At 43.3% G+C, this 22,789-nt stretch carries 18 protein-coding genes and 1 pseudogene; 15 read left to right on the forward strand and 4 right to left on the reverse strand.

Features of this window, described 5'->3' with window-relative positions:
- Positions 1–25: 25 nt before the first annotated feature.
- Positions 26–1,504, reverse strand: a complete 1,479-nt coding sequence (gene opuE / locus MHI44_RS15220) for a proline transporter OpuE (RefSeq protein WP_339202323.1) — start codon at positions 1,502–1,504, stop codon at positions 26–28.
- 413 nt (positions 1,505–1,917) lie between these two features.
- Here opuE and gatC point away from each other — a divergent pair, with 413 nt between their 5' ends.
- Genes gatC through gatB form a run of 3 tightly spaced genes read left to right on the forward strand, consistent with a single transcriptional unit; the run spans position 1,918 to position 5,125 of the window.
- Positions 1,918–2,208, forward strand: coding sequence for an Asp-tRNA(Asn)/Glu-tRNA(Gln) amidotransferase subunit GatC (gatC, locus tag MHI44_RS15225; RefSeq protein WP_003219442.1), 291 nt, complete (start codon positions 1,918–1,920; stop codon positions 2,206–2,208).
- 15 nt (positions 2,209–2,223) lie between these two features.
- Positions 2,224–3,681 carry an Asp-tRNA(Asn)/Glu-tRNA(Gln) amidotransferase subunit GatA gene (gene gatA, locus MHI44_RS15230; RefSeq protein ID WP_003242878.1) on the forward strand — a complete coding sequence of 486 codons (1,458 nt, stop codon included), beginning with the start codon at positions 2,224–2,226 and terminating at the stop codon, positions 3,679–3,681.
- Between the two features lie 13 nt (positions 3,682–3,694).
- Positions 3,695–5,125: an Asp-tRNA(Asn)/Glu-tRNA(Gln) amidotransferase subunit GatB gene (gatB, locus tag MHI44_RS15235; RefSeq protein WP_029317417.1), complete on the forward strand. Its 1,431-nt coding sequence runs from the start codon at positions 3,695–3,697 to the stop codon at positions 5,123–5,125.
- A gap of 14 nt (positions 5,126–5,139) precedes the next feature.
- Here gatB and MHI44_RS15240 read toward each other — a convergent pair.
- Positions 5,140–6,010, reverse strand: a pseudogene (locus MHI44_RS15240) (TetR/AcrR family transcriptional regulator).
- Positions 6,011–6,141: 131 nt separating this feature from the next.
- Between MHI44_RS15240 and srfP the strand changes: the two are divergent.
- The 4 genes from srfP to MHI44_RS15260 all read left to right on the forward strand — a co-directional run bounded on the left by srfP (position 6,142) and on the right by MHI44_RS15260 (position 13,322).
- Entirely contained in the window at positions 6,142–9,300 is a 3,159-nt protein-coding gene (gene srfP / locus MHI44_RS15245) for a surfactin resistance protein SrfP (RefSeq protein WP_014479080.1), read from the forward strand.
- A 151-nt stretch (positions 9,301–9,451) separates the two neighbouring features.
- Entirely contained in the window at positions 9,452–10,363 is a 912-nt protein-coding gene (locus MHI44_RS15250; protein WP_339202326.1) for a diacylglycerol kinase, read from the forward strand.
- 310 nt (positions 10,364–10,673) lie between these two features.
- Positions 10,674–12,056, forward strand: coding sequence for a 23S rRNA (uracil(1939)-C(5))-methyltransferase RlmD (rlmD, locus tag MHI44_RS15255; protein WP_339202328.1), 1,383 nt, complete (start codon positions 10,674–10,676; stop codon positions 12,054–12,056).
- Between the two features lie 102 nt (positions 12,057–12,158).
- Entirely contained in the window at positions 12,159–13,322 is a 1,164-nt protein-coding gene (locus MHI44_RS15260) for a DUF3578 domain-containing protein (protein ID WP_181216861.1), read from the forward strand.
- 451 nt (positions 13,323–13,773) lie between these two features.
- Here MHI44_RS15260 and MHI44_RS15265 read toward each other — a convergent pair whose 3' ends face one another.
- Positions 13,774–14,157, reverse strand: a complete 384-nt coding sequence (locus MHI44_RS15265) for an Imm50 family immunity protein (protein ID WP_181216862.1) — start codon at positions 14,155–14,157, stop codon at positions 13,774–13,776.
- Between the two features lie 15 nt (positions 14,158–14,172).
- Positions 14,173–15,921 carry a T7SS effector LXG polymorphic toxin gene (locus tag MHI44_RS15270; protein WP_339202332.1) on the reverse strand — a complete coding sequence of 583 codons (1,749 nt, stop codon included), beginning with the start codon at positions 15,919–15,921 and terminating at the stop codon, positions 14,173–14,175.
- 211 nt (positions 15,922–16,132) lie between these two features.
- Here MHI44_RS15270 and MHI44_RS15275 point away from each other — a divergent pair, with 211 nt between their 5' ends.
- From MHI44_RS15275 to MHI44_RS15310, 8 genes are all read left to right on the forward strand, one after another.
- Positions 16,133–17,149, forward strand: coding sequence for a hypothetical protein (locus tag MHI44_RS15275; RefSeq protein ID WP_339202334.1), 1,017 nt, complete (start codon positions 16,133–16,135; stop codon positions 17,147–17,149).
- Between the two features lie 214 nt (positions 17,150–17,363).
- Positions 17,364–17,801 (forward strand): hypothetical protein, encoded by a 438-nt coding sequence (locus MHI44_RS15280; protein ID WP_015252628.1) that lies wholly within the window; start codon positions 17,364–17,366, stop codon positions 17,799–17,801.
- Between the two features lie 200 nt (positions 17,802–18,001).
- On the forward strand, positions 18,002–19,162 hold the full coding sequence (locus MHI44_RS15285; protein WP_339202336.1) for a lysozyme inhibitor LprI family protein: 1,161 nt from the start codon (positions 18,002–18,004) through the stop codon (positions 19,160–19,162).
- 147 nt (positions 19,163–19,309) lie between these two features.
- On the forward strand, positions 19,310–20,440 hold the full coding sequence (rapH, locus tag MHI44_RS15290) for a response regulator aspartate phosphatase RapH (RefSeq protein ID WP_015715464.1): 1,131 nt from the start codon (positions 19,310–19,312) through the stop codon (positions 20,438–20,440).
- A complete protein-coding gene (gene phrH / locus MHI44_RS15295; protein ID WP_024571797.1) occupies positions 20,430–20,603 on the forward strand; it encodes a phosphatase RapH inhibitor PhrH in 174 nt (57 codons plus the stop codon). Before rapH ends, phrH begins: the two co-directional genes overlap by 11 nt.
- A 159-nt stretch (positions 20,604–20,762) precedes the next feature.
- Positions 20,763–21,482 carry a YebC/PmpR family DNA-binding transcriptional regulator gene (locus MHI44_RS15300; RefSeq protein WP_003242611.1) on the forward strand — a complete coding sequence of 240 codons (720 nt, stop codon included), beginning with the start codon at positions 20,763–20,765 and terminating at the stop codon, positions 21,480–21,482.
- Between the two features lie 133 nt (positions 21,483–21,615).
- Positions 21,616–22,053, forward strand: coding sequence for a spore coat protein YeeK (yeeK, locus tag MHI44_RS15305; RefSeq protein WP_024571798.1), 438 nt, complete (start codon positions 21,616–21,618; stop codon positions 22,051–22,053).
- Positions 22,054–22,167: 114 nt separating this feature from the next.
- Complete coding sequence (locus tag MHI44_RS15310) at positions 22,168–22,752, forward strand: TetR/AcrR family transcriptional regulator (RefSeq protein ID WP_339175944.1); 585 nt, start codon at positions 22,168–22,170, stop codon at positions 22,750–22,752.
- The last annotated feature ends 37 nt before the right edge of the window (positions 22,753–22,789 follow it).

Consider the following 22,789-nt stretch of genomic DNA (forward strand, 5'->3'; position numbering starts at 1 on the left):
CAAGCTGCGCTTGATGGCTTATTGCTTACTTTTTGCGTTTTAACAGCTTTTCCATGACACCGAATAATCGGTAAGAGGCTTTTGCAGGACGTTTTGTGATCATGCTGACAATGATGCCGGCAATCATACTGAAAATAAACCCAGGGATGATTTCGTACACACCGGTTGATTTTGCCAGGCCGGTTGTAATCCAGATCAACACGGTCGCAGCCCCGACAATCATGGCAGCAAGCGCGCCCCATTCGTTCATCCGCTTCCAATACAGACTGAGCAGAATCGCAGGCCCGAAAGCTGAACCGAAGCCGGCCCAAGCGTATCCGACCAAATCAAGAATGGTGCTGTTCGGATTCAATGATAAGAGTACCGCGATAACGGCAATGACTAAGACGGACAAACGCCCGATCATGACCAATTCTTTATCAGAAGCTTTTCGTCTGAAAAATGACCGGTATAAATCCTCTGTTACAGCACTTGCTGTGACCAAGAGCTGTGAGGAAATCGAACTCATGATGGCAGCCAAAATAGCTGACAATAAGAACCCTGTAATTAATGGGTGGAACAAGATTTTAGAGAAGATAATGAAAATCATCTCCGGATCTTTTACAGCAACTCCGAATTTATGGGCGTATGCAACACCGATTAAACCCGTCAGCACGGAACCTAGAACTGTAATGATCATCCAGCTCATGCCGATTCGGCGTGCAGGCTTCAAATCTTTAATGTTTTTAATCGCCATAAATCGGACGATGATATGAGGCTGGCCGTAGTAGCCCAAGCCCCAGGCTAAATAGGAAATAATGCTAATGACGCTCGCGCCTTTAAAAATATCCAATAAGTGTGGGTTAACAGCGCCGATTTCATGGAGAGTCGGAGCAACGCCGCCCACATGGGTAAAAGCAACGATCGGCACAAGCACTAGTGCTGCAAACATGATCGCACCCTGCACGAAGTCAGTCAGACTGACAGCAAGGAAACCGCCAAACAGTGTGTATAATACTACAACTGCGGTGGTCAGAAACAAGCCTAATTTGTAATCCGCACCAAAAGCAGATTCAAACAGCCGTCCGCCGGAAACCATACCGGAAGAGGTATATAATGTGAAAAAGATCATGATGATCAATGCAGATACGATTTTCAGCAGTGATGAAGAATGCTGGAATCGTTTATCAAAGAAATCAGGAATCGTAATCGCATCATCCGCCGCTTCTGTATAAGCACGCAGCCTTGGAGCCAGCAGCAAGTAATTTGAGTACGCCCCGATTGTAAGACCTAAAGCAAGCCATAAGGTGGACAGCCCTGTCGCAAACATCGCGCCGGGAACACCCATCAGCATCCATCCGCTCATATCGGCCGCGCCGGCAGACAAAGCAGTAACGAATGGTCCGAGGCCTCTTCCTCCAAGCATGTAATCATTGATGTCAGTGGTTTTCTTGAATGCATACCAGCCGATTAACAGCATGGCAATAAAGTAAATTCCTAAAGATATAATAATTTCAATACTCACGTTTTACCCTCTCTTCATTTCTAATAATGTTGCATCACCTCTCAAATTGATGGTGCCAGTTAAGCAGCCTGGCGTAAGTGCAAAACAAAAGAAATTCTTTTGCGGGTGCACTTGGTAACTTAACCTAACAAAGTATTCCCGGCCATTCAAGCGATGAAACATTGATCATAAGCTGGAAATACCGTTGCAAACCTAGAAGGGAATAAAGAATAAAACGCTTTCAAAAAATAATTAAAGTAAAAATATTCAGAAAAATATTTCGTTTCTCCTTCGCCTCATTTTAGTATAAAATATAAAGGGTATTGTTTCGAAAACACAGGCCTGTCTCAAGGCGTTTTGTTGCTTTAAAGGGCTTGTTTTTGATATGATCAGTATTATATGACTTAACGGAGAAATATGTGGAGGTGGATCATATGTCACGAATTTCAATAGAAGAAGTAAAGCACGTTGCGCACCTTGCAAGACTTGCAATTACTGAAGAAGAAGCAAAAATGTTCACTGAACAGCTCGACAGTATCATTTCATTTGCCGAGGAGCTTAATGAGGTTAACACAGACAATGTGGAGCCTACAACTCACGTGCTGAAAATGAAAAATGTCATGAGAGAAGATGAAGCGGGTAAAGGTCTTCCGGTTGAGGATGTCATGAAAAATGCGCCTGACCATAAAGACGGCTATATTCGTGTGCCATCAATTCTGGACTAAAGGAGGGACACAAGAATGTCATTATTTGATCATAAAATCACAGAATTAAAACAGCTCATACATAAAAAAGAAATTAAGATTTCTGATCTGGTTGATGAATCTTATAAACGCATCCAAGCGGTTGATGATAAGGTACAAGCCTTTTTGGCATTAGATGAAGAAAGAGCGCGCGCATACGCGAAGGAGCTTGATGAGGCGGTTGACGGCCGTTCTGAGCACGGTCTTCTTTTCGGTATGCCGATCGGCGTAAAAGATAATATCGTAACAAAAGGGCTGCGCACAACATGCTCCAGCAAAATTCTCGAAAACTTTGATCCGATCTATGATGCTACTGTCGTTCAGCGCCTTCAAGACGCTGAAGCGGTCACAATCGGAAAACTGAACATGGACGAATTCGCCATGGGATCATCTACAGAAAACTCAGCTTACAAGCTGACGAAAAACCCTTGGAACCTGGATACAGTTCCCGGCGGTTCAAGCGGCGGATCTGCAGCTGCGGTTGCTGCGGGAGAAGTTCCGTTTTCTCTTGGATCTGACACAGGCGGCTCCATCCGTCAGCCGGCATCTTTCTGCGGCGTTGTCGGATTAAAACCTACATACGGACGTGTATCTCGTTACGGTCTGGTCGCATTTGCGTCTTCATTAGACCAAATCGGGCCGATTACACGTACGGTTGAGGATAACGCGTTTTTACTTCAAGCGATTTCCGGCGTAGACAAAATGGACTCCACGAGTGCAAATGTGGACGTGCCTGATTTTCTTTCTTCATTAACTGGCGACATCAAAGGACTGAAAATCGCCGTTCCGAAAGAATACCTTGGTGAAGGTGTCGGCAAAGAAGCGAGAGAATCTGTCTTGGCAGCGCTGAAAGTCCTTGAAGGCCTCGGCGCTACATGGGAAGAAGTGTCTCTTCCGCACAGTAAATACGCGCTTGCGACATATTACCTGCTGTCATCTTCTGAAGCGTCAGCGAACCTTGCACGCTTTGACGGCATCCGCTACGGCTACCGCACAGACAATGCTGATAACCTGATCGACCTTTACAAGCAAACGCGCGCTGAAGGTTTCGGAAATGAAGTCAAACGCCGCATCATGCTCGGAACGTTTGCTTTAAGCTCAGGCTACTACGATGCGTACTACAAAAAAGCGCAAAAAGTGCGTACGTTGATTAAGAAGGATTTCGAGGACGTATTTGAAAAATATGATGTTATTGTTGGACCGACTACACCGACACCTGCGTTTAAAATCGGTGAAAACACGAAGGATCCGCTCACAATGTACGCAAACGATATCTTAACGATTCCGGTCAACCTTGCCGGCGTACCGGGAATCAGCGTGCCATGCGGATTAGCAGACGGTCTTCCGCTCGGCCTGCAAATCATCGGAAAGCACTTTGACGAAAGCACTGTATACCGCGTTGCTCATGCATTTGAACAAGCGACAGACCATCATAAAGCAAAACCTGAACTGTAAGGGGTGAAAAGAATTGAACTTTGAAACGGTAATCGGACTTGAAGTCCACGTTGAGTTAAAAACAAAATCAAAAATTTTCTCAAGCTCTCCTACGCCATTCGGCGCGGAGGCGAATACGCAGACAAGCGTTATTGACCTCGGATATCCGGGCGTCCTGCCTGTTCTGAACAGAGAAGCCGTTGAATTCGCAATGAAAGCCGCTATGGCGCTCAACTGTGAGATCGCAACGGATACGAAGTTTGACCGCAAAAACTATTTCTATCCTGACAACCCGAAAGCGTATCAGATTTCTCAATTTGATAAGCCAATCGGCGAAAACGGCTGGATCGAAATTGAAGTCGGCGGCAAAACAAAACGCATCGGCATCACGCGCCTTCATCTTGAAGAGGATGCCGGAAAACTGACGCATACGGGCGACGGCTATTCTCTTGTTGACTTCAACCGTCAAGGAACGCCGCTTGTTGAGATCGTATCAGAGCCGGACATCCGCACGCCGGAAGAAGCGTACGCGTATCTTGAAAAGCTGAAATCCATCATCCAGTATACAGGCGTTTCTGACTGTAAAATGGAAGAAGGCTCACTTCGCTGTGACGCCAATATCTCTCTTCGTCCGATCGGCCAAGAGGAATTCGGCACAAAAACAGAATTGAAAAACTTGAACTCCTTTGCGTTTGTTCAAAAAGGCCTTGAGCATGAAGAAAAACGCCAGGAGCAGGTTCTTCTTTCCGGCGGCGTCATCCAGCAGGAAACTCGCCGTTATGATGAAGCAACGAAGAAAACCATTCTTATGCGTGTCAAAGAGGGATCTGACGACTACCGTTACTTCCCAGAGCCGGATCTAGTCGAGCTCTACATTGATGATGAATGGAAGGAACGCGTAAAAGCAAGCATTCCTGAGCTTCCGGATGAGCGCCGCAAGCGTTATATCGAAGAGCTTGGCTTGCCTGCATATGACGCGATGGTTCTGACGCTGACAAAAGAAATGGCTGATTTCTTCGAAGAAACCGTTCAAAAAGGCGCTGAAGCTAAACAAGCGTCTAACTGGCTGATGGGTGAAGTATCAGCTTACCTAAACGCAGAACAAAAAGAGCTTGCCGACGTTGCCCTGACACCTGAAGGCCTTGCCGGTATGATCAAATTGATTGAAAAAGGAACCATTTCTTCTAAGATCGCAAAGAAAGTGTTTAAAGAATTGATTGAAAAAGGCGGCGACGCTGAGAAGATTGTGAAAGAGAAAGGCCTTGTTCAGATTTCTGACGAAGGCGTGCTTCTGAAGCTTGTCACTGAGGCGCTTGACAACAATCCTCAATCGATCGAAGACTTTAAAAACGGAAAAGACCGCGCGATCGGCTTCCTAGTCGGACAGATTATGAAAGCGTCCAAAGGACAAGCCAACCCGCCGATGGTCAACAAAATTCTGCTTGAAGAAATTAAAAAACGCTAATAAAAAAGCAGCCCTTAGAGGCTGCTTTTTTTATGGTCAAATTGAGATAAAGACAGAGATGAGGGCCCGAAGCCTTTCAACTTCTTTGTCGTTGGTTCCGGTCAAATTGGACAGCATGCCTTTAATAATCGGTTTGCGCGGTTTATCCTGAGTCAATTCTTCCTCGATAACATCAAGTGACACGGTGATATCCTCGGGCAGCGTGCTGTTTTCTTTCACTTTCTGAATGTCCTCAAGCAGCTGGTCTTTCCCCGCAGGCATCGGGTTGAAAATGTCTTCTGACACAATCGGATTGAGTGCAGAACGGCTCAGCCCCTGTACAAGATCATCCAGTCTCTCAATAATAAAGGCTGAGATTTCTTCTGCATCGATATTAAGCTCACCGTTAAATACCATCACGTTCATATAAGAATGCACAATGCCTCTTGCCATGATGGACAGATCTGCGACATACCGCTTGATTCCTTCGCCATAGGATACCAGCAAGGCGTTCCGGTACAGCTTATCCGTCTCCATGGTTACTTTGTAAAAGTATTGCTTGATTTCTTGATTTTCCGGAATGATATTTTCGGTAAGCAAAAGTACGATAAAATCTTTATGATCACGAAAATCCTCAAATTGAGCGCCAATTTGTTTTTTCAAAACTTCTTTAGGCGGCTTTCCGGCAAGATCTTCTTCTATATTTTTCATTTTGTTCATAGACATACCGATATAATATTCACAGGCAGATAACAGCAGCGCTTCTTTCGATTTGAAGTGCAAATAAAAAGCGCCCTTCGAAATGCCGCATTCACTGGCGATTTCTTGGATCGTCGTAGCTGCGAATCCTTTTTTCGCAAATAAACGAATGCTGGTTTTTATGATTCTCTCTTTTTTTTCATTCATGACGTGCTTCCCCTTAATCCTTGAAAAATTTAGTAAAATTTTCTGGTATATGAGTTGACGTTGTTGCGTTATAACGTTTAGTATTATATAGAATGACCAGTCAGTCAATAAAAAATGTAATGGAGGATATGATGAATCACGTTATTAATTTCGTTCTGAAAAACAAATTCGCCGTATGGCTGATGACGATTATTGTAACGGCAGCCGGCTTGTATGCGGGTATGAATATGAAGCAAGAGTCTATTCCTGACGTGAACATGCCTTACTTGACGATCAGCACGACATATCCGGGTGCGACACCAAGCCAAGTGGCTGATGAAGTGACCAAACCGGTTGAACAAGCCGTGCAGAACTTGGACGGTGTCAGTGTTGTGACGTCGACGTCCTATGAAAACGCATCGTCGGTCATGATTGAATATGATTATGAGAAAGATATGGACAAAGCGAAAACAGAAGCAGCTGAAGCGTTAGAAAACGTCAACCTGCCTGATGACGCGAAGGATCCGGAGATTTCACGCTACAGCTTGAATTCATTCCCGATTCTGACGCTGAGCGTGTCCAGTGATAAAGATAATCTACAAGAGCTGACGAAACAAGTGGAGGACAGCCTCGTTTCTAAGCTTGAAGGCATAGAAGGCGTTGCGTCCGTCCAAGTATCAGGCCAGCAGGTGGAAGAGGTTGAATTCTCTTTCAAAGAAGACAAACTGAAGGAATACGGCCTTGATGAAGATACAGTCAAGCAAGTGATTCAAGGTTCAGATGTGACAACTCCGCTTGGATTGTACACATTCGGAAATGAAGAAAAATCTGTCGTCGTCAGCGGCGATATTGAAACAATTAAAGATTTGAAGAATATGAGAATCCCGACGGCATCTGCTTCAAGTGCAGGCAGCAGCGCAGCATCTCAAGCGGGTGCGCAGAGTGCTCAAGCAGCCCAAAGCGCACAAGCGGCAGCACAGGCGCAGCAAAGCGCAAGCACAGCAGTGCCGACGGTCAAGCTTTCTGACATTGCCACAATTAAAGATGTGAAAAAAGCTGAATCTGTTTCACGCACAAATGGCAAAGACAGCATCGGCATCAATATCGTCAAAGCAAACGATGCGAATACGGTAGAGGTTGCCGACAATGTCAAAGCTGAGCTGAAGAAGTTCAAAGAAGACCATAAAGGCTTCAATTACAGCGCAACTCTCGACATGGCGGAGCCGATCACACAGTCAGTTGACACGATGTTAAGCAAAGCCATCTTCGGTGCTATTTTTGCGATTGTGATTATTCTCTTATTCTTAAGAGATATCAAATCAACATTAATTTCGGTCGTTTCAATTCCATTATCATTGCTGATCGCACTCCTTGTGCTGCAGCAGCTTGATATCACATTGAATATTATGACGCTCGGCGCAATGACCGTTGCCATCGGACGTGTCGTCGATGACTCCATCGTTGTCATCGAGAACATTTATCGCCGCATGAGACTCAAAGACGAGCCGCTCCGCGGAAAAGCCTTGGTTCGTGAAGCGACGAAGGAAATGTTTAAACCGATCATGTCATCGACGATCGTGACAATCGCGGTATTCCTGCCGCTCGCACTTGTAGGCGGACAAATCGGTGAATTGTTTATTCCATTTGCCTTAACGATTGTTTTTGCGCTTGCCGCATCCCTGGTGATTTCAATCACGCTTGTGCCAATGCTCGCACACAGCCTGTTCAAAAAATCATTAACCGGTGCGCCGATTAAAGCGAAAGAACACAAACCAGGCAGACTTGCAAACATCTATAAAAAAGTATTGAACTGGGCGCTGAGCCACAAATGGATCACGTCTATCATCGCTGTTCTGATGCTCCTTGGAAGCTTGTTCCTCGTACCGTTAATCGGTGCCAGCTACCTGCCGTCCGAGGAAGAAAAAACGATGCAGCTCACATACAGCCCAGAACCGGGTGAAACGAAAAAAGAAGCCGAAAATGAAGCTGAAAAAGCGGAAAAAATCCTGCTTGACCGCAAGCATGTCGATACGGTTCAGTATTCATTAGGCTCTGGCAGCCCGCTTGCCGGAGGAGATTCTAACGGCGCGTTATTCTATATCAAATATGAAAGCGACACACCTGACTTTGATAAAGAAAAAGATAACGTTCTGAAGGAAATCCAAAAGCAATCTGACCGCGGAGAATGGAAGTCACAGGACTTCAGCTCTTCAGGCAATAACAACGAATTAACATACTATGTGTATGGCGATTCTGAAAACGATATTAAAGACACGGTCAAAGATATTGAAAAAATCATGAAGGATGAAAAGGATCTGAAAAACGTAAACTCAGGCCTTTCCAGCACATATGATGAGTACACATTTGTCGCTGACCAAGAAAAACTAAGCAAACTCGGTTTAACTGCGTCTCAAATTTCTCAGGCCTTAATGTCACAAACATCACAAGAACCGCTCACAACTGTGAAAAAAGACGGCAAAGAGCTTGATGTGAACATTAAGACAGAAAAAGACGAGTATAAGAGTGTGAAAGATTTAGAGAATAAAAAGATCACTTCCGCGACTGGCCAGGAAGTCAAAATCGGCGATGTGGCAAAAGTGAAGGAAGGATCAACATCAGATACCGTGTCAAAACGTGACGGAAAAGTCTATGCGGATGTCACAGGTGAGGTTACATCTGACAACGTCACAGCCGTATCAGCTGCTATCCAGAAGAAAATCGATAAGCTTGACCATCCTGATAACGTATCGATTGACACAGGCGGCGTATCAGCGGATATCGCTGATTCCTTCACGAAGCTCGGTTTAGCGATGCTGGCAGCAATAGCGATCGTTTACCTTGTGCTCGTGATTACCTTCGGCGGAGCACTAGCGCCATTTGCGATTCTGTTCTCATTGCCGTTCACAGTCATCGGTGCCCTGGTCGGACTTTACGTATCAGGTGAAACGATCAGTCTGAACGCCATGATCGGTATGCTCATGCTGATCGGTATCGTTGTCACGAATGCCATTGTCTTAATTGACCGCGTGATTCATAAGGAAGCGGAAGGCCTGTCTACGAGAGAAGCGCTCCTGGAAGCCGGCTCTACACGACTCCGTCCGATCCTGATGACAGCCATTGCGACAATCGGCGCCTTGATTCCATTAGCCCTCGGCTTCGAAGGCGGAAGCCAGGTCATTTCAAAAGGACTCGGCGTCACGGTTATCGGCGGTTTAATCAGTTCAACGCTTCTGACACTCTTGATCGTGCCAATCGTATATGAAGTATTGGCGAAGTTCCGCAAGAAAAAACCTGGAACAGAAGAAGAGTAAAAAAACTAAAAGCCTCAGCTCTGCTGAGGCTTTTGTGCGTTTTCACCTGTAAGATTATGTACATTTTGTTGCGATTTTTTTAACTCATAGTATAATTAAAGGTTGTTAGTGTAAAAATGGATCGGATACTCTTAAGTAGGATGATGAGATAATGAAACGTGCACGCATAATATACAATCCGACTTCAGGACGGGAGATCTTTAAAAAGCATCTTGCCCAGGTCCTGCAAAAATTTGAACAAGCCGGCTATGAAACCTCCACCCATGCGACGACATGCGCAGGAGACGCTACACACGCTGCCAAGGAAGCGGCATTGCGTGAGTTTGACCTGATCATTGCGGCAGGCGGAGACGGAACGATTAATGAGGTCGTCAACGGGCTTGCGCCTTTAGACAACCGTCCGACACTCGGTGTCATTCCAGTCGGCACAACAAACGACTTCGCCAGAGCGCTCGGCATTCCGCGAGAGGATATTTTAAAAGCGGCAGATACGGTCATTAACGGCGTCGCCCACCCGATTGATATCGGACAGGTCAACGGCCAGTATTTTATCAATATCGCCGGAGGAGGCCGTCTGACAGAGCTGACGTACGACGTGCCAAGCAAACTCAAAACAATGCTAGGCCAGCTTGCTTATTATTTAAAAGGAATGGAAATGCTGCCTTCACTTCGTCCGACAGAAGTCGAGATTGAATATGACGGCAAGCTGTTTCAGGGTGAAATCATGCTGTTTTTGGTCACGCTGACAAACTCCGTCGGCGGGTTCGAAAAACTCGCGCCGGATTCCAGCCTGAATGACGGCATGTTTGATTTGATGATACTAAAGAAAGCAAACCTTGCTGAATTTATCAGGGTCGCTACGATGGCGCTTCGCGGCGAACACATCAACGACCAGCACATTATTTATACAAAAGCGAACCGCGTGAAAGTCAATGTATCAGAAAAGATGCAGCTGAACCTGGACGGCGAGTACGGCGGCATGCTGCCGGGCGAATTCGTGAATCTGTATCGGCACATTCACGTCGTCATGCCGAAGGAGAAAGCGGAACAGCTGGATGACTAAAAACTTGGCTTTGTAAGCCAAGCTCAGAATGTTGACAAAATCCTAAAACAGTTTTCGTTTTAGGATTTTGTCATCTTTTCAGCGTGATTGAAAACCTTTGAAGTCTAGGAAGGGCGAGCATCGGAGCGTACTTCCGCAGGATGCGGTGACAGCGGCGTTTGAGCAGGACGCTCTAGTTTTTAGCCGCTGGTCTTTTTACGTGAGCACCGAAGCACAGGACTGACAACGAATGCGAAGGTTTGCCTACACGCTGAAACTTGGCTTGAATAGGCCAAGTTTTTCTTTCGCTTAAAACAAGAGGTGAACATACATGAAAATGAAACCCCCAGTAGAAAAAAACGAATACTATGACGTGACATTTGAGGATTTGACCCACGAAGGAGCGGGTGTCGCAAAGGTCCAAGGATTCCCGATCTTTGTGCCGAACGCCCTGCCGGAGGAAAAAGCCCAAATCAAAGTCACACGTGTCAAAAAAGGGTTCGCCTTCGGCCGTCTGATTGAGCTGAAGGAAGAAAGCCCGCATAGAACGGACGCCCCATGCCCGATTTACAAGCAATGCGGAGGCTGTCAGCTTCAGCACATGACCTACGAAGGCCAGCTCTTGTTTAAACAGAAACAAGTCAAAGACGTCTTAGAACGCATCGGCAAGCTGGACCTTTCAAACGTCACCGTGCACCCGACACTCGGCATGGAAGACCCGTGGAACTACAGAAACAAAGCACAGGTGCCGGTAGGAGAACGGGAAGGCGGACTCGTCGCGGGATTCTATCAGCAAAGAAGCCATGACATCATCGACATGAGCGCCTGCCTGATCCAGCAATCCAAAAACGACGAAGCCGTTCAAGCTGTCAAAGACATTTGCGCAAACTACGGTGTCAAAGCCTACAACGAAGAACGCCACAAAGGCTGGCTCCGCCACATCATGGTCAGATACGGCGTCGTTACGGGTGAAATGATGATTGTCTTCATCACAAAAACAAATGACTTCCCGCACAAAGCGAAGATTATCGAAGACATCACAGCAGCGTTCCCGCACGTCAAATCCATCGTGCAAAACATCAACCCAAACAAAACAAACGTCATCTTTGGGAACGAAACAAACGTCATCTGGGGCGAAGAATACATCTACGACCTCATTGGAGACGTCAAATTCGCCATCTCCGCCAGATCGTTCTATCAGGTCAATCCGGAGCAAACCAAAGTGCTCTACGACAAAGCGCTTGAGTACGCTGAGCTTCAAGGGGAAGAAACCGTCATCGACGCCTACTGCGGCATCGGAACGATTTCTTTATTTCTGGCAAAGCAAGCGAAAAAAGTGTACGGCGTAGAAATTGTACCGGAGGCAATTGAGGATGCCAAACGAAACGCCGAGCTCAACGGCATCACAAACGCTGAGTTCGCGGTCGGGGAAGCGGAAACTGTGATTCCAAAGTGGTATGAAGAAGGCATCACGGCCGATACGCTAGTCGTAGACCCGCCAAGAAAAGGCTGCGACGAAGCCCTCCTGCGGACAATTGTGGAGATGAAACCGAAGCGGGTAGTGTATGTGTCCTGTAATCCTGGCACGCTTGCGAGAGACCTGCGGGTGCTTGAGGATGGCGGGTATGCGACGCGCGAAGTGCAGCCTGTGGATATGTTTCCGCATACGAATCATGTGGAGTGTGTGGCTGTGCTTGAGAGAAAAGATATATAAGAAATTTTTAAAAAAACTAAAGCCTCCCAACATCAGGAGAGGCTTTTTATATGATTACGTCGTCTTTAGGTATCTCATTTATATATAGAGGTGTTTGAAATAGTGGCTAAAGTTTTAGATGATTCAAATTTAACCATACTAGAAAAAATGATTAAAGTAATAACAGAATATCATAAAGCTAAAAGGGAAATGTTTAAAGACCATCCTTTAGGGACACTTGTTCGTCATAAGATAAAGGAGTCTCTTTTTAAAGACGCTGAATTGGATCGAAAAATTTATCATATAGTAGGTTCGGTAGGACAAGGTAGATGGGCTGAGGTTCCATGGATCTCTGTCTTTATTAAGAACTTAACGATTTCAGCGACAAGAGGGTACTATATTGTATACTTGTTTAATGCAGATGGCAGCGGTTTTTACATTAGTTTGAATCAAGGTTGGACATATTTTAAAGATAAATATGGAACAAAGCTGGGGAAGGAAAAAATAAAAAAAACAGCTTCTATAATTAGAGGGAAATTAAATACTATACCTAAAAACATGAATCTATTAAATATTGATTTAAAAGGCAAGGGTGATCTTGCTAGAGGGTATGAACTTGGACATATATGTGGACGATACTATGATGTGAACAATATACCTAGTAAGGAAACATTGATAACCGATTTACAAAATTTGTTAATTGTATACAAAGAAATAGAAGTGTTGATTGGAAAGAGATCGATAGAACAGTTTAATGATTTCATTTTATTACAGGAAGACGGATTGTATACGGAAGATACGAATAATGAAGAAGAATATCAGCTAGCAGTTCAGCATTTTATTATATCTGAGAGTGTAAAAAAGACATATGAAGTAAATCAAAAAAAAGTACGTCCAGAACCAATTTATAATAAAGGTGGACAAAAGCAATGGACAAGGAATGCAAGCCTAGCCTCAATAGCAATGATGCTTTCAAATTACACTTGCGAAATTGACGACTCCCATAAAACATTTATCTCTAAATCTACCAATAAGCCTTTTGTTGAGTGTCATCATCTTGTGCCTATAGCTAAGCAAGATGAATTCCAATATGACTTAGATCAACTAGAGAACATGGTAAGTTTATGTCCACTTTGTCATCGTCTTATACATTTAGGTAGAGATGAAGATAAAGAAACACTTTTAAAGAAATTGTTTGACCAGCGAAAGGATCAATTGAAACGTATAGGTATAGAAATAACCTTTTCAGATCTTAAAGAGATCTATGGTTGTCAAATAAAAAGTTAGTGAAATTATTTACATTGTTTTCTAGAGGTATTAATCCTTTAATTATTGATTATAGCAGGTCTATTACTGCAATCAATAGTTTTAAGGGTATTATTGACTCTCGGTAATACGATAGTGAGAACTGTTCATTTAGAAAAAGGCGGAGGAGTTATCAGATGTCCGTTCTTAAACTTTTCACCATCTTTTTAGAAGCTTTTATGTTTGGATAGGATTCATGTAGTCGTTTGCTGATGCTAGATATGCTCTTGTCAGATTCATATCTTTTGAATATGTTTTTCACTATAGGGGTTGGATCTTTTTATTAATTGTTTTTATTGCTGTAATTGTTAATAGAGCTGTATTAAATCATATCTAACCCTCAAAGTGAACGCCTTCTATTAAAACTATAAGCCCTCGATTAAGAGGGCTTACTAGTAGGTTGCTTTATAAACCACAATAAATAGAAATTCAATCAAATATTATTATGATATCCTCCCACAGATTGCACAAGTCCTGCAACAGCTTTTATTCTAGCCTCAACTGTGCCTGTTATGTTAACTTTGATTTCATCGTCTATCTTTTCAATCTCTATGTTTCCGCTGAAATTTCTGCTTAGTGACTTAATGCTAATTTCCTTTATTTCAAATAAGTCAATTTCAATAACGGTGGTGTTATAATTTAAAAGGCTCCATTTTTTTGGCGGATTATCAGCGTGTGATGGCATATCAAATTTAATGCTAACCTTGTCGCCTTCTTGAAGAATATTAATCTCTGCAATTCTAACATTTTTTAATTCAGGTACCTTGTTGTATAAATTACAAATCGCTATGTTTTTGTCTAAAGCTTCATGCCACATATTAACACCTCATATCTATTTATTAAATTCGTAATGATCTTTTGTACCATCAATACTTCCAGTTCGGGGGTTATCGCTTGGTCTTACGTTAAAATGGGGTCCTTGTCCACCTTTTTCATGGCCAGCACTGTGATCTTGGATAATAATTGTTTCACCTTTATTGTTTTTAAAGTAATATTCTCGCGTGTATATAACATTACCTTGTTTATCTTTTATCACATGTCCACCTTCATGGGCTGCAGTTCGCATTGGTTCTGTTTTTACATCAAATGGTTGCTGAACAACAGGAATTCCCGCATCTCTTTTAGCTTCTTTAAAAGCACCTCTGCGTGCATTTGTAACGACTTTTAGATTGGTGCTAACACTTGTATTTTTTCCGTTATTGGACTGATATAGTACACTATTTTTCTCGGTTATATCTTTCAGAGGTTTTGTATCTAATGTATTATGAATATCTTGAATTCGATTTAGATCGCCCGAAAAAGCAAATTGAACTGATCCGTTATGAAATGAGTCACTAATCATTCTAGATGTAGTAACAAGTGCTTCATTTCCTTTTGTAATGGTTTTTTTTGCTGTAAATGTTCCTAGCTTTCCAACTTTATCTATCCCTTTAGTTCCAATAAGTGCTGTTACAACAGTGGCCAGGGAATAGGTGATCCAACGTGATCTTGACTCTGCGTCTCCGTTTACCATATCACGCTTCCATGAATCGGATAACGCTGCCCATATATTAACTCCCGTAAATGTAACTGTTGCAAGTTGTTGGGTGGGAGAGGAGTTTAAAAATTTGTACACACTGTTAATTGTCTCTGGTGCATTTAAAATCATATCCTTCACACCAAGAGCAGTGTCTTTGCCAAAGTCGTATAATCCCTCACCAATTCCTTTTAAAATTTTAGCATCCTGTTTAGCCGTTTCTAATTGTATCACATACTGTTGTTGATAAGATTCAAGGTTCTCATACCCAATCTTCTTCGCAATTTCTAAATATTCATCAGGGTCAGATACACCATCCGCAAGCTTTTTCTTCAATTTTTCAATCTCGCGTTCCTTCGCTTCCTCTTTCTTAATCTTCAAGTAAGCCTCAGTCCGCTTTTCAATGTCGCCTTTTTTCTTGTGTATGTCACTCTCACGGTACGCCTTGGCGTTGTAGTGGATGGGTGTGGCGTTTTTGCCTTTGCCTGTTGCTTCTTGGAGCTTTTGGAAGTCGGATTTGATGAATTGTTCGTTTGGTTCTGACAGGGCGTATTCTGTTTTCAGGTCTTCGTCCAAGGCGTCCAATTTATCCAGTGTTTTTTTGCGTTTGTCGTTGGCATCGGCCAACTCGTCTTTGAAGGTTTCTGTTGAAAACAGGTCGAGCGGGAGGATGTAGTCGATATCGTTCAGGATGTCTTTCATCGCTTTTTTCTGTTCGGACATGATGGATTTTGATTTTTTATGGGCATTTGCCAGTTCGTGCTCCAGGAAGGATTCTTCGATGTATGCGTCTGAGAGGCCTTTGTCCTCGGCGGCTCCGGCGATGCTGTTGAAAAATGCGATTTTCATATCAATGTAGTCGATCCATTGGTCGGTGACGCCGACGTGGTCGTGGTAGAAGGCTTTGATGTTGCTGGCGCCTTTTCCTGAGAATTCGCTGTCACTGAGATCAGCGACGCTTTTTAACGCTTTTCTCAAGTTCACCATTTGCGTTCTTAGTTCTTTGTACTCTTTTGCACGGTCTGTCGCTTCCGAAAGCAGTGTTTTCGCTTCAAATACTTTCATGACCATTTCCCTTCTTTTGTTCGCTCAATATCAAAATTTTACCACGGGTCGGGATAAGGTGGGGGTGAGAACGTGTTTTGGTGGAAAAATGAGTCATTTGGCATGTGTCTTTATTCGTGGAGGGATTGGCGGAAACATGGTCGAAATGATATTGATTGCTACACATTTTTTGGAAGTTTGTATTCTATATTGTTTTTTAAGGAGCATGTTGATGACGAAAAAACGGATTACATTTGGTTTATTAGTTTTAATGGTATGTGTCATCCTGTTTGTTCTGTATGTTCAGTTACGCAATAAAGACAGTATTCCTGTCCAATCTTCCGCCATCCACCCCGAAGAAGACCGCATCTTTTTTATCTACTCCAATCCTTTCATAAAAGAAAGCGTGCTGGTTTCAACCTCTACAGGCGAACGGTTTAACAGGCGTACGTTTAAGGTGGCGGATGTGCCTTATATTCAAACGAAATCTTATGCATCAACAGAACTTGTATTATTGGCGGAACACGAGCCTTTTTACTACACGCTGGAGAAGGATGCGATCAAAGAGCATCCGCTTTCAGATCCATTTGCGTTTTGGTATGAGGAGAAGGATGTCTCTGTTAAGGCCTATAATGTTGATACGACGGGAAATGAGATCCACATAAACGACAGAAAAAAGAAAAAGGAATATAGCCTTACCTTGCCTTCGCTTGTCACGATGGGGGCCAGTGATGAGAACTATATTTATATCATTCAAAGCATGGCTATTTGCGTGATTGACAGAAAAACAGAGGAAATGATTGAGACCCTGAGTTTAGCTTCGTACGCTGATCAATTCGCAGACTCGGAGGAATTTATTGTCGCGAGCTCGGAGCATGAATTGACTGTGATTGAAAAAGGGACATGGAAAACGACATATATTCCGTATCCTGAAGATCTTGAATATGCAGATACTGTGTATTATGACAAAGAAAGCGGCAGTTTTTACGTGGCGTACGAGGACAAAGAGGGTGAGGCGAACTTGCTGGAGTATGGGAAGGGATTTTCTTTTCATACATATAGTTTGAATTTCCCTTATATGGAGGCGAAGTTTAAGGGGAATTTATTGTATATAGTCGCCCAGGAAGAGCATAAAAAGGGCATCGGCGGCTATGTGGGTGTGTTTGATATCCATTCTAAGAAGATGCTTTATCAGTTTGATTTGCCTGAGGAACAGGTGAAGGTTCAGGATTTTGTAGTGGTTGATTAGACTTCATAGCTGTAATCTTGAATCAACTCATATGTAACGAGGTGAGTAAATTAATCAAATGTCCTTTTGCTTAATAATAGAATTTATTAAAACTTCAGATTGAAAGCATTTACTAGGAATATAATTTGAAAATATATTTTAATTCTAGTTTTTATGGTTTATAATGTATGTAAGTCCTGTATTTTACAATTTTAATTGATGGAGGTATTTGATAATGAAAAGAGTAAACCACTTGATGACACTAGTTCTTGCAGGTGTAATGGCATTTGGACTAGTATTCATTGGATCAGGTCAATCGGCTAAGGCTGTTAGTAAAACTACGAGTTTTACTTTTCATGCAACTGTAGAATCAAAATCTTATATTCACACATCAGAAAACTATAAGAATGTTTATACTACAGTTGAAATGGGGAGAACAGGAACTTGGGAAAGTGCTGCTTATTGCAAATTATATTTGCAACGTTATACAAATGGTTCTTGGAAAACAATTGATACAGCTTCTGGAAATGCATCATACGGTAAAAAACTAAATGTTACATTCACAAATATTGCAAAAAAATCTGCATCGACTAGAGTGAAACTAAAACTTTATAATAATTGGGATCATTCAGACTATATGCAAACAGTATATTCTAGTAAATGGACTAGATGAAGAAAAAGCTCTCCTTTTTAAGAAGGAGAGCTTTTTTGTTATATTATGATTCCTTAGTTACCATTTTGATTTTGATTCTCTGCTAAGGTTTATTTAAATATATTGTTCTATAGTCTAGGTATCTGATTTTAGATTTGCAAACCTACAAAAACTATGAAATAAGAAAGCTACCATGAGAGAGCAGAAGGGTGAGAGAGACAATGAGTTATAAATTAGGTGCGATGCTTTTATTGATACTATTCCTATTATCGGCGTGTTCTAATAGCGGATCTTCTGATAAGGATCAAGAAAAGCAAGCCGTGAAGAAGGCGAGCGTTGCGAAGCTGACGGAGCAGGAAGTAAAATCAGCTTTGAAAAACGATATTGATTCGATCTTTAATGCATTTGATAAAGCGGGAAAAGAAAACGGCTGGAGCACGGCAAACAAGGCGGATTTCAACAAGCTACGGCCTAGTGTGCTGCCTTATGCAACAGAAACGTTTGCAGATCAGACCTTAAAGGATTTGGCCGGAGAGTACTTTTGCGAGTGTGATGCTCCTTTTCACCCCGGCACTGATTTCGATGTGCGTTTTACTTATGAACAGGACAAGAATAAGATAGAGGCTTCATCAATAGACCCGGCAACAGAGTTAAACAATATGGGCACGTTATGGACGTTTGAATTGGTGAAGGAAGATGGCGATTGGAAGATCAACAAATGGGACAGTAAGTCGCTTCAAGGGGATGATATCAAGCTGACAAAAGAAGAAGCGAAAACGATTCTGTCTAGAAACGGTGAAACGGCGGAATTTGTGAAGTCCTATGAATCGAAGGCTGCCGGCGGAACAGCTTATCTTTTCAATGTGAAAAGTTCAAATGGGGAAAGACAGGCGGCGATCAGCTCAAAGGATACCAGTCTGGTAAGTGATAATGAAAACGAGACTGAGGCCCCAGAGCAAGAGACAGCTCAGAAGACTGCGGAAACCGCATCGCCCGATACAGCGGATACACAGAGCAGTGAGCAGACAATGGGAAGCACAAAAGCAGATTATGCTGCCAAATTGTCAGCGACAGAACAGAAAGAGAAGCACAATGACTATCAAAGTGATTATCAGATGATTGAGGATTACGGTTACAATTATCAAATGTGGGACGGATTGCTGAACGAGATATACGGCGTGCTGCAAAAGCAGCTTTCTGCCCCAGACATGACGGCATTAAAAGTGAAACAGCGCCAATGGATAAAGGATAGGGATGCTGCGGCCCAGAAGCGATATGATGAGGAGGGCGGCGGTTCATTATCCCGAGTCGTCCAAACGGAAGAGCTTGCCAAACAGACGAAAGAGCGCTGTTACGAGCTGGTGAATACGTATATGAAATAAGATTGACATGGAACCCTTGCATAAAGGGTCTTTTTTGCGGAGAAAAACAAATTGACAGGATGAAAAAGCAATTTCTTCCTTCTGTATTGTTTTCAAAATTTGGGATTGATAGAATATGACATATCTCATAGAGAAGGAGGGAAGCCGTTGAGTCAAGCCATACCGTCTTCGCGTGTAGGTGTTAAGATTAATGAATGGTATAAAATGATTCGCCAGTTCAGTGTTCCGGATGCTGAGATTCTGAAAGCGGAGGTGGAGCAGGACATTCAGCAAATGGAAGAAGACCAGGATTTGCTGATCTATTATTCTCTGATGTGTTTTCGGCACCAGCTGATGCTTGATTATTTGGAGCCGGGACAAACATACGGGAATCGCCCTACAGTGACAGAGCTTCTTGAAACGATTGAGACTCCTCAGAAAAAACTCACAGGCCTTTTGAAATACTACTCTTTGTTTTTCCGTGGCATGTATGAATTTGACCAAAAAGAATATGTGGAAGCGATCGGATATTATCGCGAGGCGGAGAAAGAACTGCCGTTTGTGTCAGATGATATTGAGAAAGCCGAATTCCATTTTAAAGTGGCAGAAGCGTATTATCACATGAAGCAAACCCATGTGTCGATGCATCATATTCTTCAAGCCTTGGACATTTATCAAAACCATCCTCTATACAGCATTAGAACGATACAAAGCTTGTTTGTGATCGCCGGCAACTATGATGATTTCAAACATTATGATAAAGCGCTCCCGCATTTAGAGGCGGCGCTGGAATTGGCAATGGACATTCAAAATGACAGGTTTATCGCCATTTCTCTATTGAACATTGCAAACAGCTATGACAGATCAGGAGACGATCAGATGGCTGTAGAACATTTCCAAAAAGCTGCGAAAGTAAGCAGAGAGAAAGTGCCTGATCTGCTTCCGAAAGTCTTGTTTGGATTAAGCTGGACATTATGTAAAGCGGGCCAAACACAGAAGGCGTTTCAGTTCATAGAGGAAGGATTAGACCATATCACAGCACGTTCTCACAAATTTTATAAAGAATTGTTTCTGTTCTTGCAGGCCGTGTACAAGGAGACTGTTGATGAACGAAAAATTCATGATCTTTTAAGCTATTTCGAAAAAAAGAACCTGCACGCTTACATTGAAGCATGTGCCCGGAGTGCTGCCGCTGTTTTTGAAAGCAGCTGTCACTTTGAACAAGCCGCTGCGTTTTATCGGAAAGTGCTGAAAGCCCAAGAAGATATTCTAAAAGGAGAGTGTTTATATGCCTATTAAGAAAAAAGTGATGATGTGCCTGGCTGTTACTCTATTATTGGGAAGCATGTCGTTTCCAACCCTGACAAACTCCGGCGGATTTAAGGAATCAACAGATCGAAATACGACGTATATCGATCATTCCCCTTACAAACTCAGTGATCAGAAGAAAGCCCTTAGCTAGGGCTTTTTCTTGCTTTACGGAAGACGTTCCATTTTCCACATCGCGGCATTCCTTCTATTTCTAACGCAAGACACTCGAAACAACCAAACCATTTGAGGTATAATGGATAAAGTGAATAACAGTATTTAGATTGATATATATGAAAGAGAGTGGAACATCATGGGCCGTAAGTGGAACAATATTAAAGAGAAGAAGGCGTCTAAGGACGCAAATACGAGTCGGATTTATGCGAAGTTTGGCCGTGAGATTTATGTGGCGGCGAAACAGGGCGAGCCTGATCCGGAATCCAACCAGGCACTGAAGGTTGTGCTTGAGCGTGCGAAGACTTACAGCGTGCCGAAAAACATCATTGAACGTGCGATCGAGAAGGCGAAGGGCGGAGCGGAAGAGAATTACGATGAGCTTCGTTATGAGGGCTTCGGGCCGAACGGATCAATGATTATCGTTGATGCGCTGACGAATAATGTAAACCGTACGGCGCCGGAAGTGCGTGCGGCGTTCGGGAAAAACGGCGGAAACATGGGTGTGAGCGGATCTGTTGCTTACATGTTTGACGCGACGGCTGTAATCGGTGTGGAAGGCAAAACGGCTGACGAAGCACTTGAAATCCTGATGGAAGCGGATGTTGATGTACGTGACATTTTAGAAGAGGATGACAGCGCGATCGTGTATGCCGAGCCTGATCAATTCCATGCGGTGCAAGAGGCGTTTAAAAACGCGGGTGTCGAGGAATTTACAGTAGCGGAGCTGACAATGCTTGCGCAAAGTGAAGTAACGCTTCCGGATGATGCAAAGGAACAGTTTGAAAAATTGATTGATGCATTAGAAGATTTGGAAGATGTTCAGCAGGTATATCATAACGTTGATTTAGGTGAGTAAGGAGTGAGCAGGCTGTTATGGCCTGCTTTTTTTGTCCCGGAAATTGTTTTAGCTGTATGTAGGCGGCCGCCTATACGATCTGTAATATATTCTCATACTCTGGACTGTAACCTATGTGAAGGAGAGAGTGAATATGACTGATACAAGACATATGTATGGCGGACCTGGTTTTGGTCATTATCAGGGCTTTGGTATTGGCCACCCGGGCTATGGCATGCAAAGCACAGGCTATCCGGGCTATGGCATGTATGGAGGCCACCCGGGCTATGGCATGCAAGGCTACCCAGATCACGGCATACATGGAGGAGTCGGCGGCTATCCGGGATATGGTGGGTACGGCGGTTACCCAAGCGGCGGCTATGGAGGCTCTCCGGGAGCTGGAAGCTATCCAAGCATGCACCATGAAAATGATGGACATCATCACTATTATCACCATCATCATGATGGAAAAGATAACCTTCATCACCATCATCACCATGTTGGAAAGGATAATCACCACCACCATCATGATGGTCATTATGGCCACCATCACCACCATATGGGCCACTGGGGAAAAGACGGTTATAAATAAAGAAGATGATGGTATAAAGAGGACACTCTTGCAGATCAAGAGTGTTTTTTTAGCTTTTTTCTTGACTGTTCAGTCTGGAAACTGGTAACATTTATTTCAGGAGGTGATCATTTTTTGGGGAGGAATAAAGAATTTGATACGGCGCTTGTTCTTCACAGGGCGATAGAGGTCTTCGGAGAGTATGGCTACGAAGGAACGTCTCTTCAGGATCTGCTCTCTCATTTAGGCATTGCGCGCCAGAGCTTGTATGATACGTATGGCACGAAGCGTGATTTGTTTTTGTCCGCGGTGAAATCGTATCTTGAAGGGAAAAACGCTGCCGTTATGGAAAGGCTTGAAGCGCCAGGATCTGTAAAGGAAGCCATTCGTGATATTTTTCAAGAAGGTGTCAATGCCCTGAGGGACCCGGAACGGGCGAAGGCGTGTTACATTATGAACAGCGCGATTGAACAGATTCCTCATGACCCTGAGCTTGCCCGGTATTTTGAAAGACAATCCAAGCAGCTTGAGAACGCTTTTTATCAGGCGCTTTTAAGAGCGAAGGATCAAGGAGAATTGAATGGAGAAGAGACTGATATATCTGCGCTTGCCCGGTACCTGAATCAAAGCAGGCTGTCATTGACCTTTATTGCGAAAGTGACGGCAGATATGGATCGGCTTCAGGACCATGTTGACGTGAGTTTATCAGTGCTTGATTAACATGTGGTAAAGAATTCTTTGCCCATGTATGTACTTT

This window comes from Bacillus sp. FSL K6-1366, assembly GCF_037976695.1.
Taxonomy (GTDB): domain Bacteria; phylum Bacillota; class Bacilli; order Bacillales; family Bacillaceae; genus Bacillus; species Bacillus subtilis.

Coding starts and splice junctions, on each gene's coding strand:
- MHI44_RS15280 (WP_015252628.1), top strand. CDS start 17,364: ATGAAAAGAGTAAACCACTTGATGACACTAGTTCTTGCAGGTGTAATG.
- gatA (WP_003242878.1), top strand. CDS start 2,224: ATGTCATTATTTGATCATAAAATCACAGAATTAAAACAGCTCATACAT.
- yeeK (WP_024571798.1), top strand. CDS start 21,616: ATGACTGATACAAGACATATGTATGGCGGACCTGGTTTTGGTCATTAT.
- MHI44_RS15275 (WP_339202334.1), top strand. CDS start 16,133: ATGACGAAAAAACGGATTACATTTGGTTTATTAGTTTTAATGGTATGT.
- gatC (WP_003219442.1), top strand. CDS start 1,918: ATGTCACGAATTTCAATAGAAGAAGTAAAGCACGTTGCGCACCTTGCA.
- MHI44_RS15300 (WP_003242611.1), top strand. CDS start 20,763: ATGGGCCGTAAGTGGAACAATATTAAAGAGAAGAAGGCGTCTAAGGAC.
- srfP (WP_014479080.1), top strand. CDS start 6,142: ATGAATCACGTTATTAATTTCGTTCTGAAAAACAAATTCGCCGTATGG.
- MHI44_RS15285 (WP_339202336.1), top strand. CDS start 18,002: ATGAGTTATAAATTAGGTGCGATGCTTTTATTGATACTATTCCTATTA.
- MHI44_RS15250 (WP_339202326.1), top strand. CDS start 9,452: ATGAAACGTGCACGCATAATATACAATCCGACTTCAGGACGGGAGATC.
- MHI44_RS15270 (WP_339202332.1), bottom strand. CDS start 15,921: ATGAAAGTATTTGAAGCGAAAACACTGCTTTCGGAAGCGACAGACCGT.
- phrH (WP_024571797.1), top strand. CDS start 20,430: ATGCCTATTAAGAAAAAAGTGATGATGTGCCTGGCTGTTACTCTATTA.
- rlmD (WP_339202328.1), top strand. CDS start 10,674: ATGAAAATGAAACCCCCAGTAGAAAAAAACGAATACTATGACGTGACA.
- MHI44_RS15265 (WP_181216862.1), bottom strand. CDS start 14,157: ATGTGGCATGAAGCTTTAGACAAAAACATAGCGATTTGTAATTTATAC.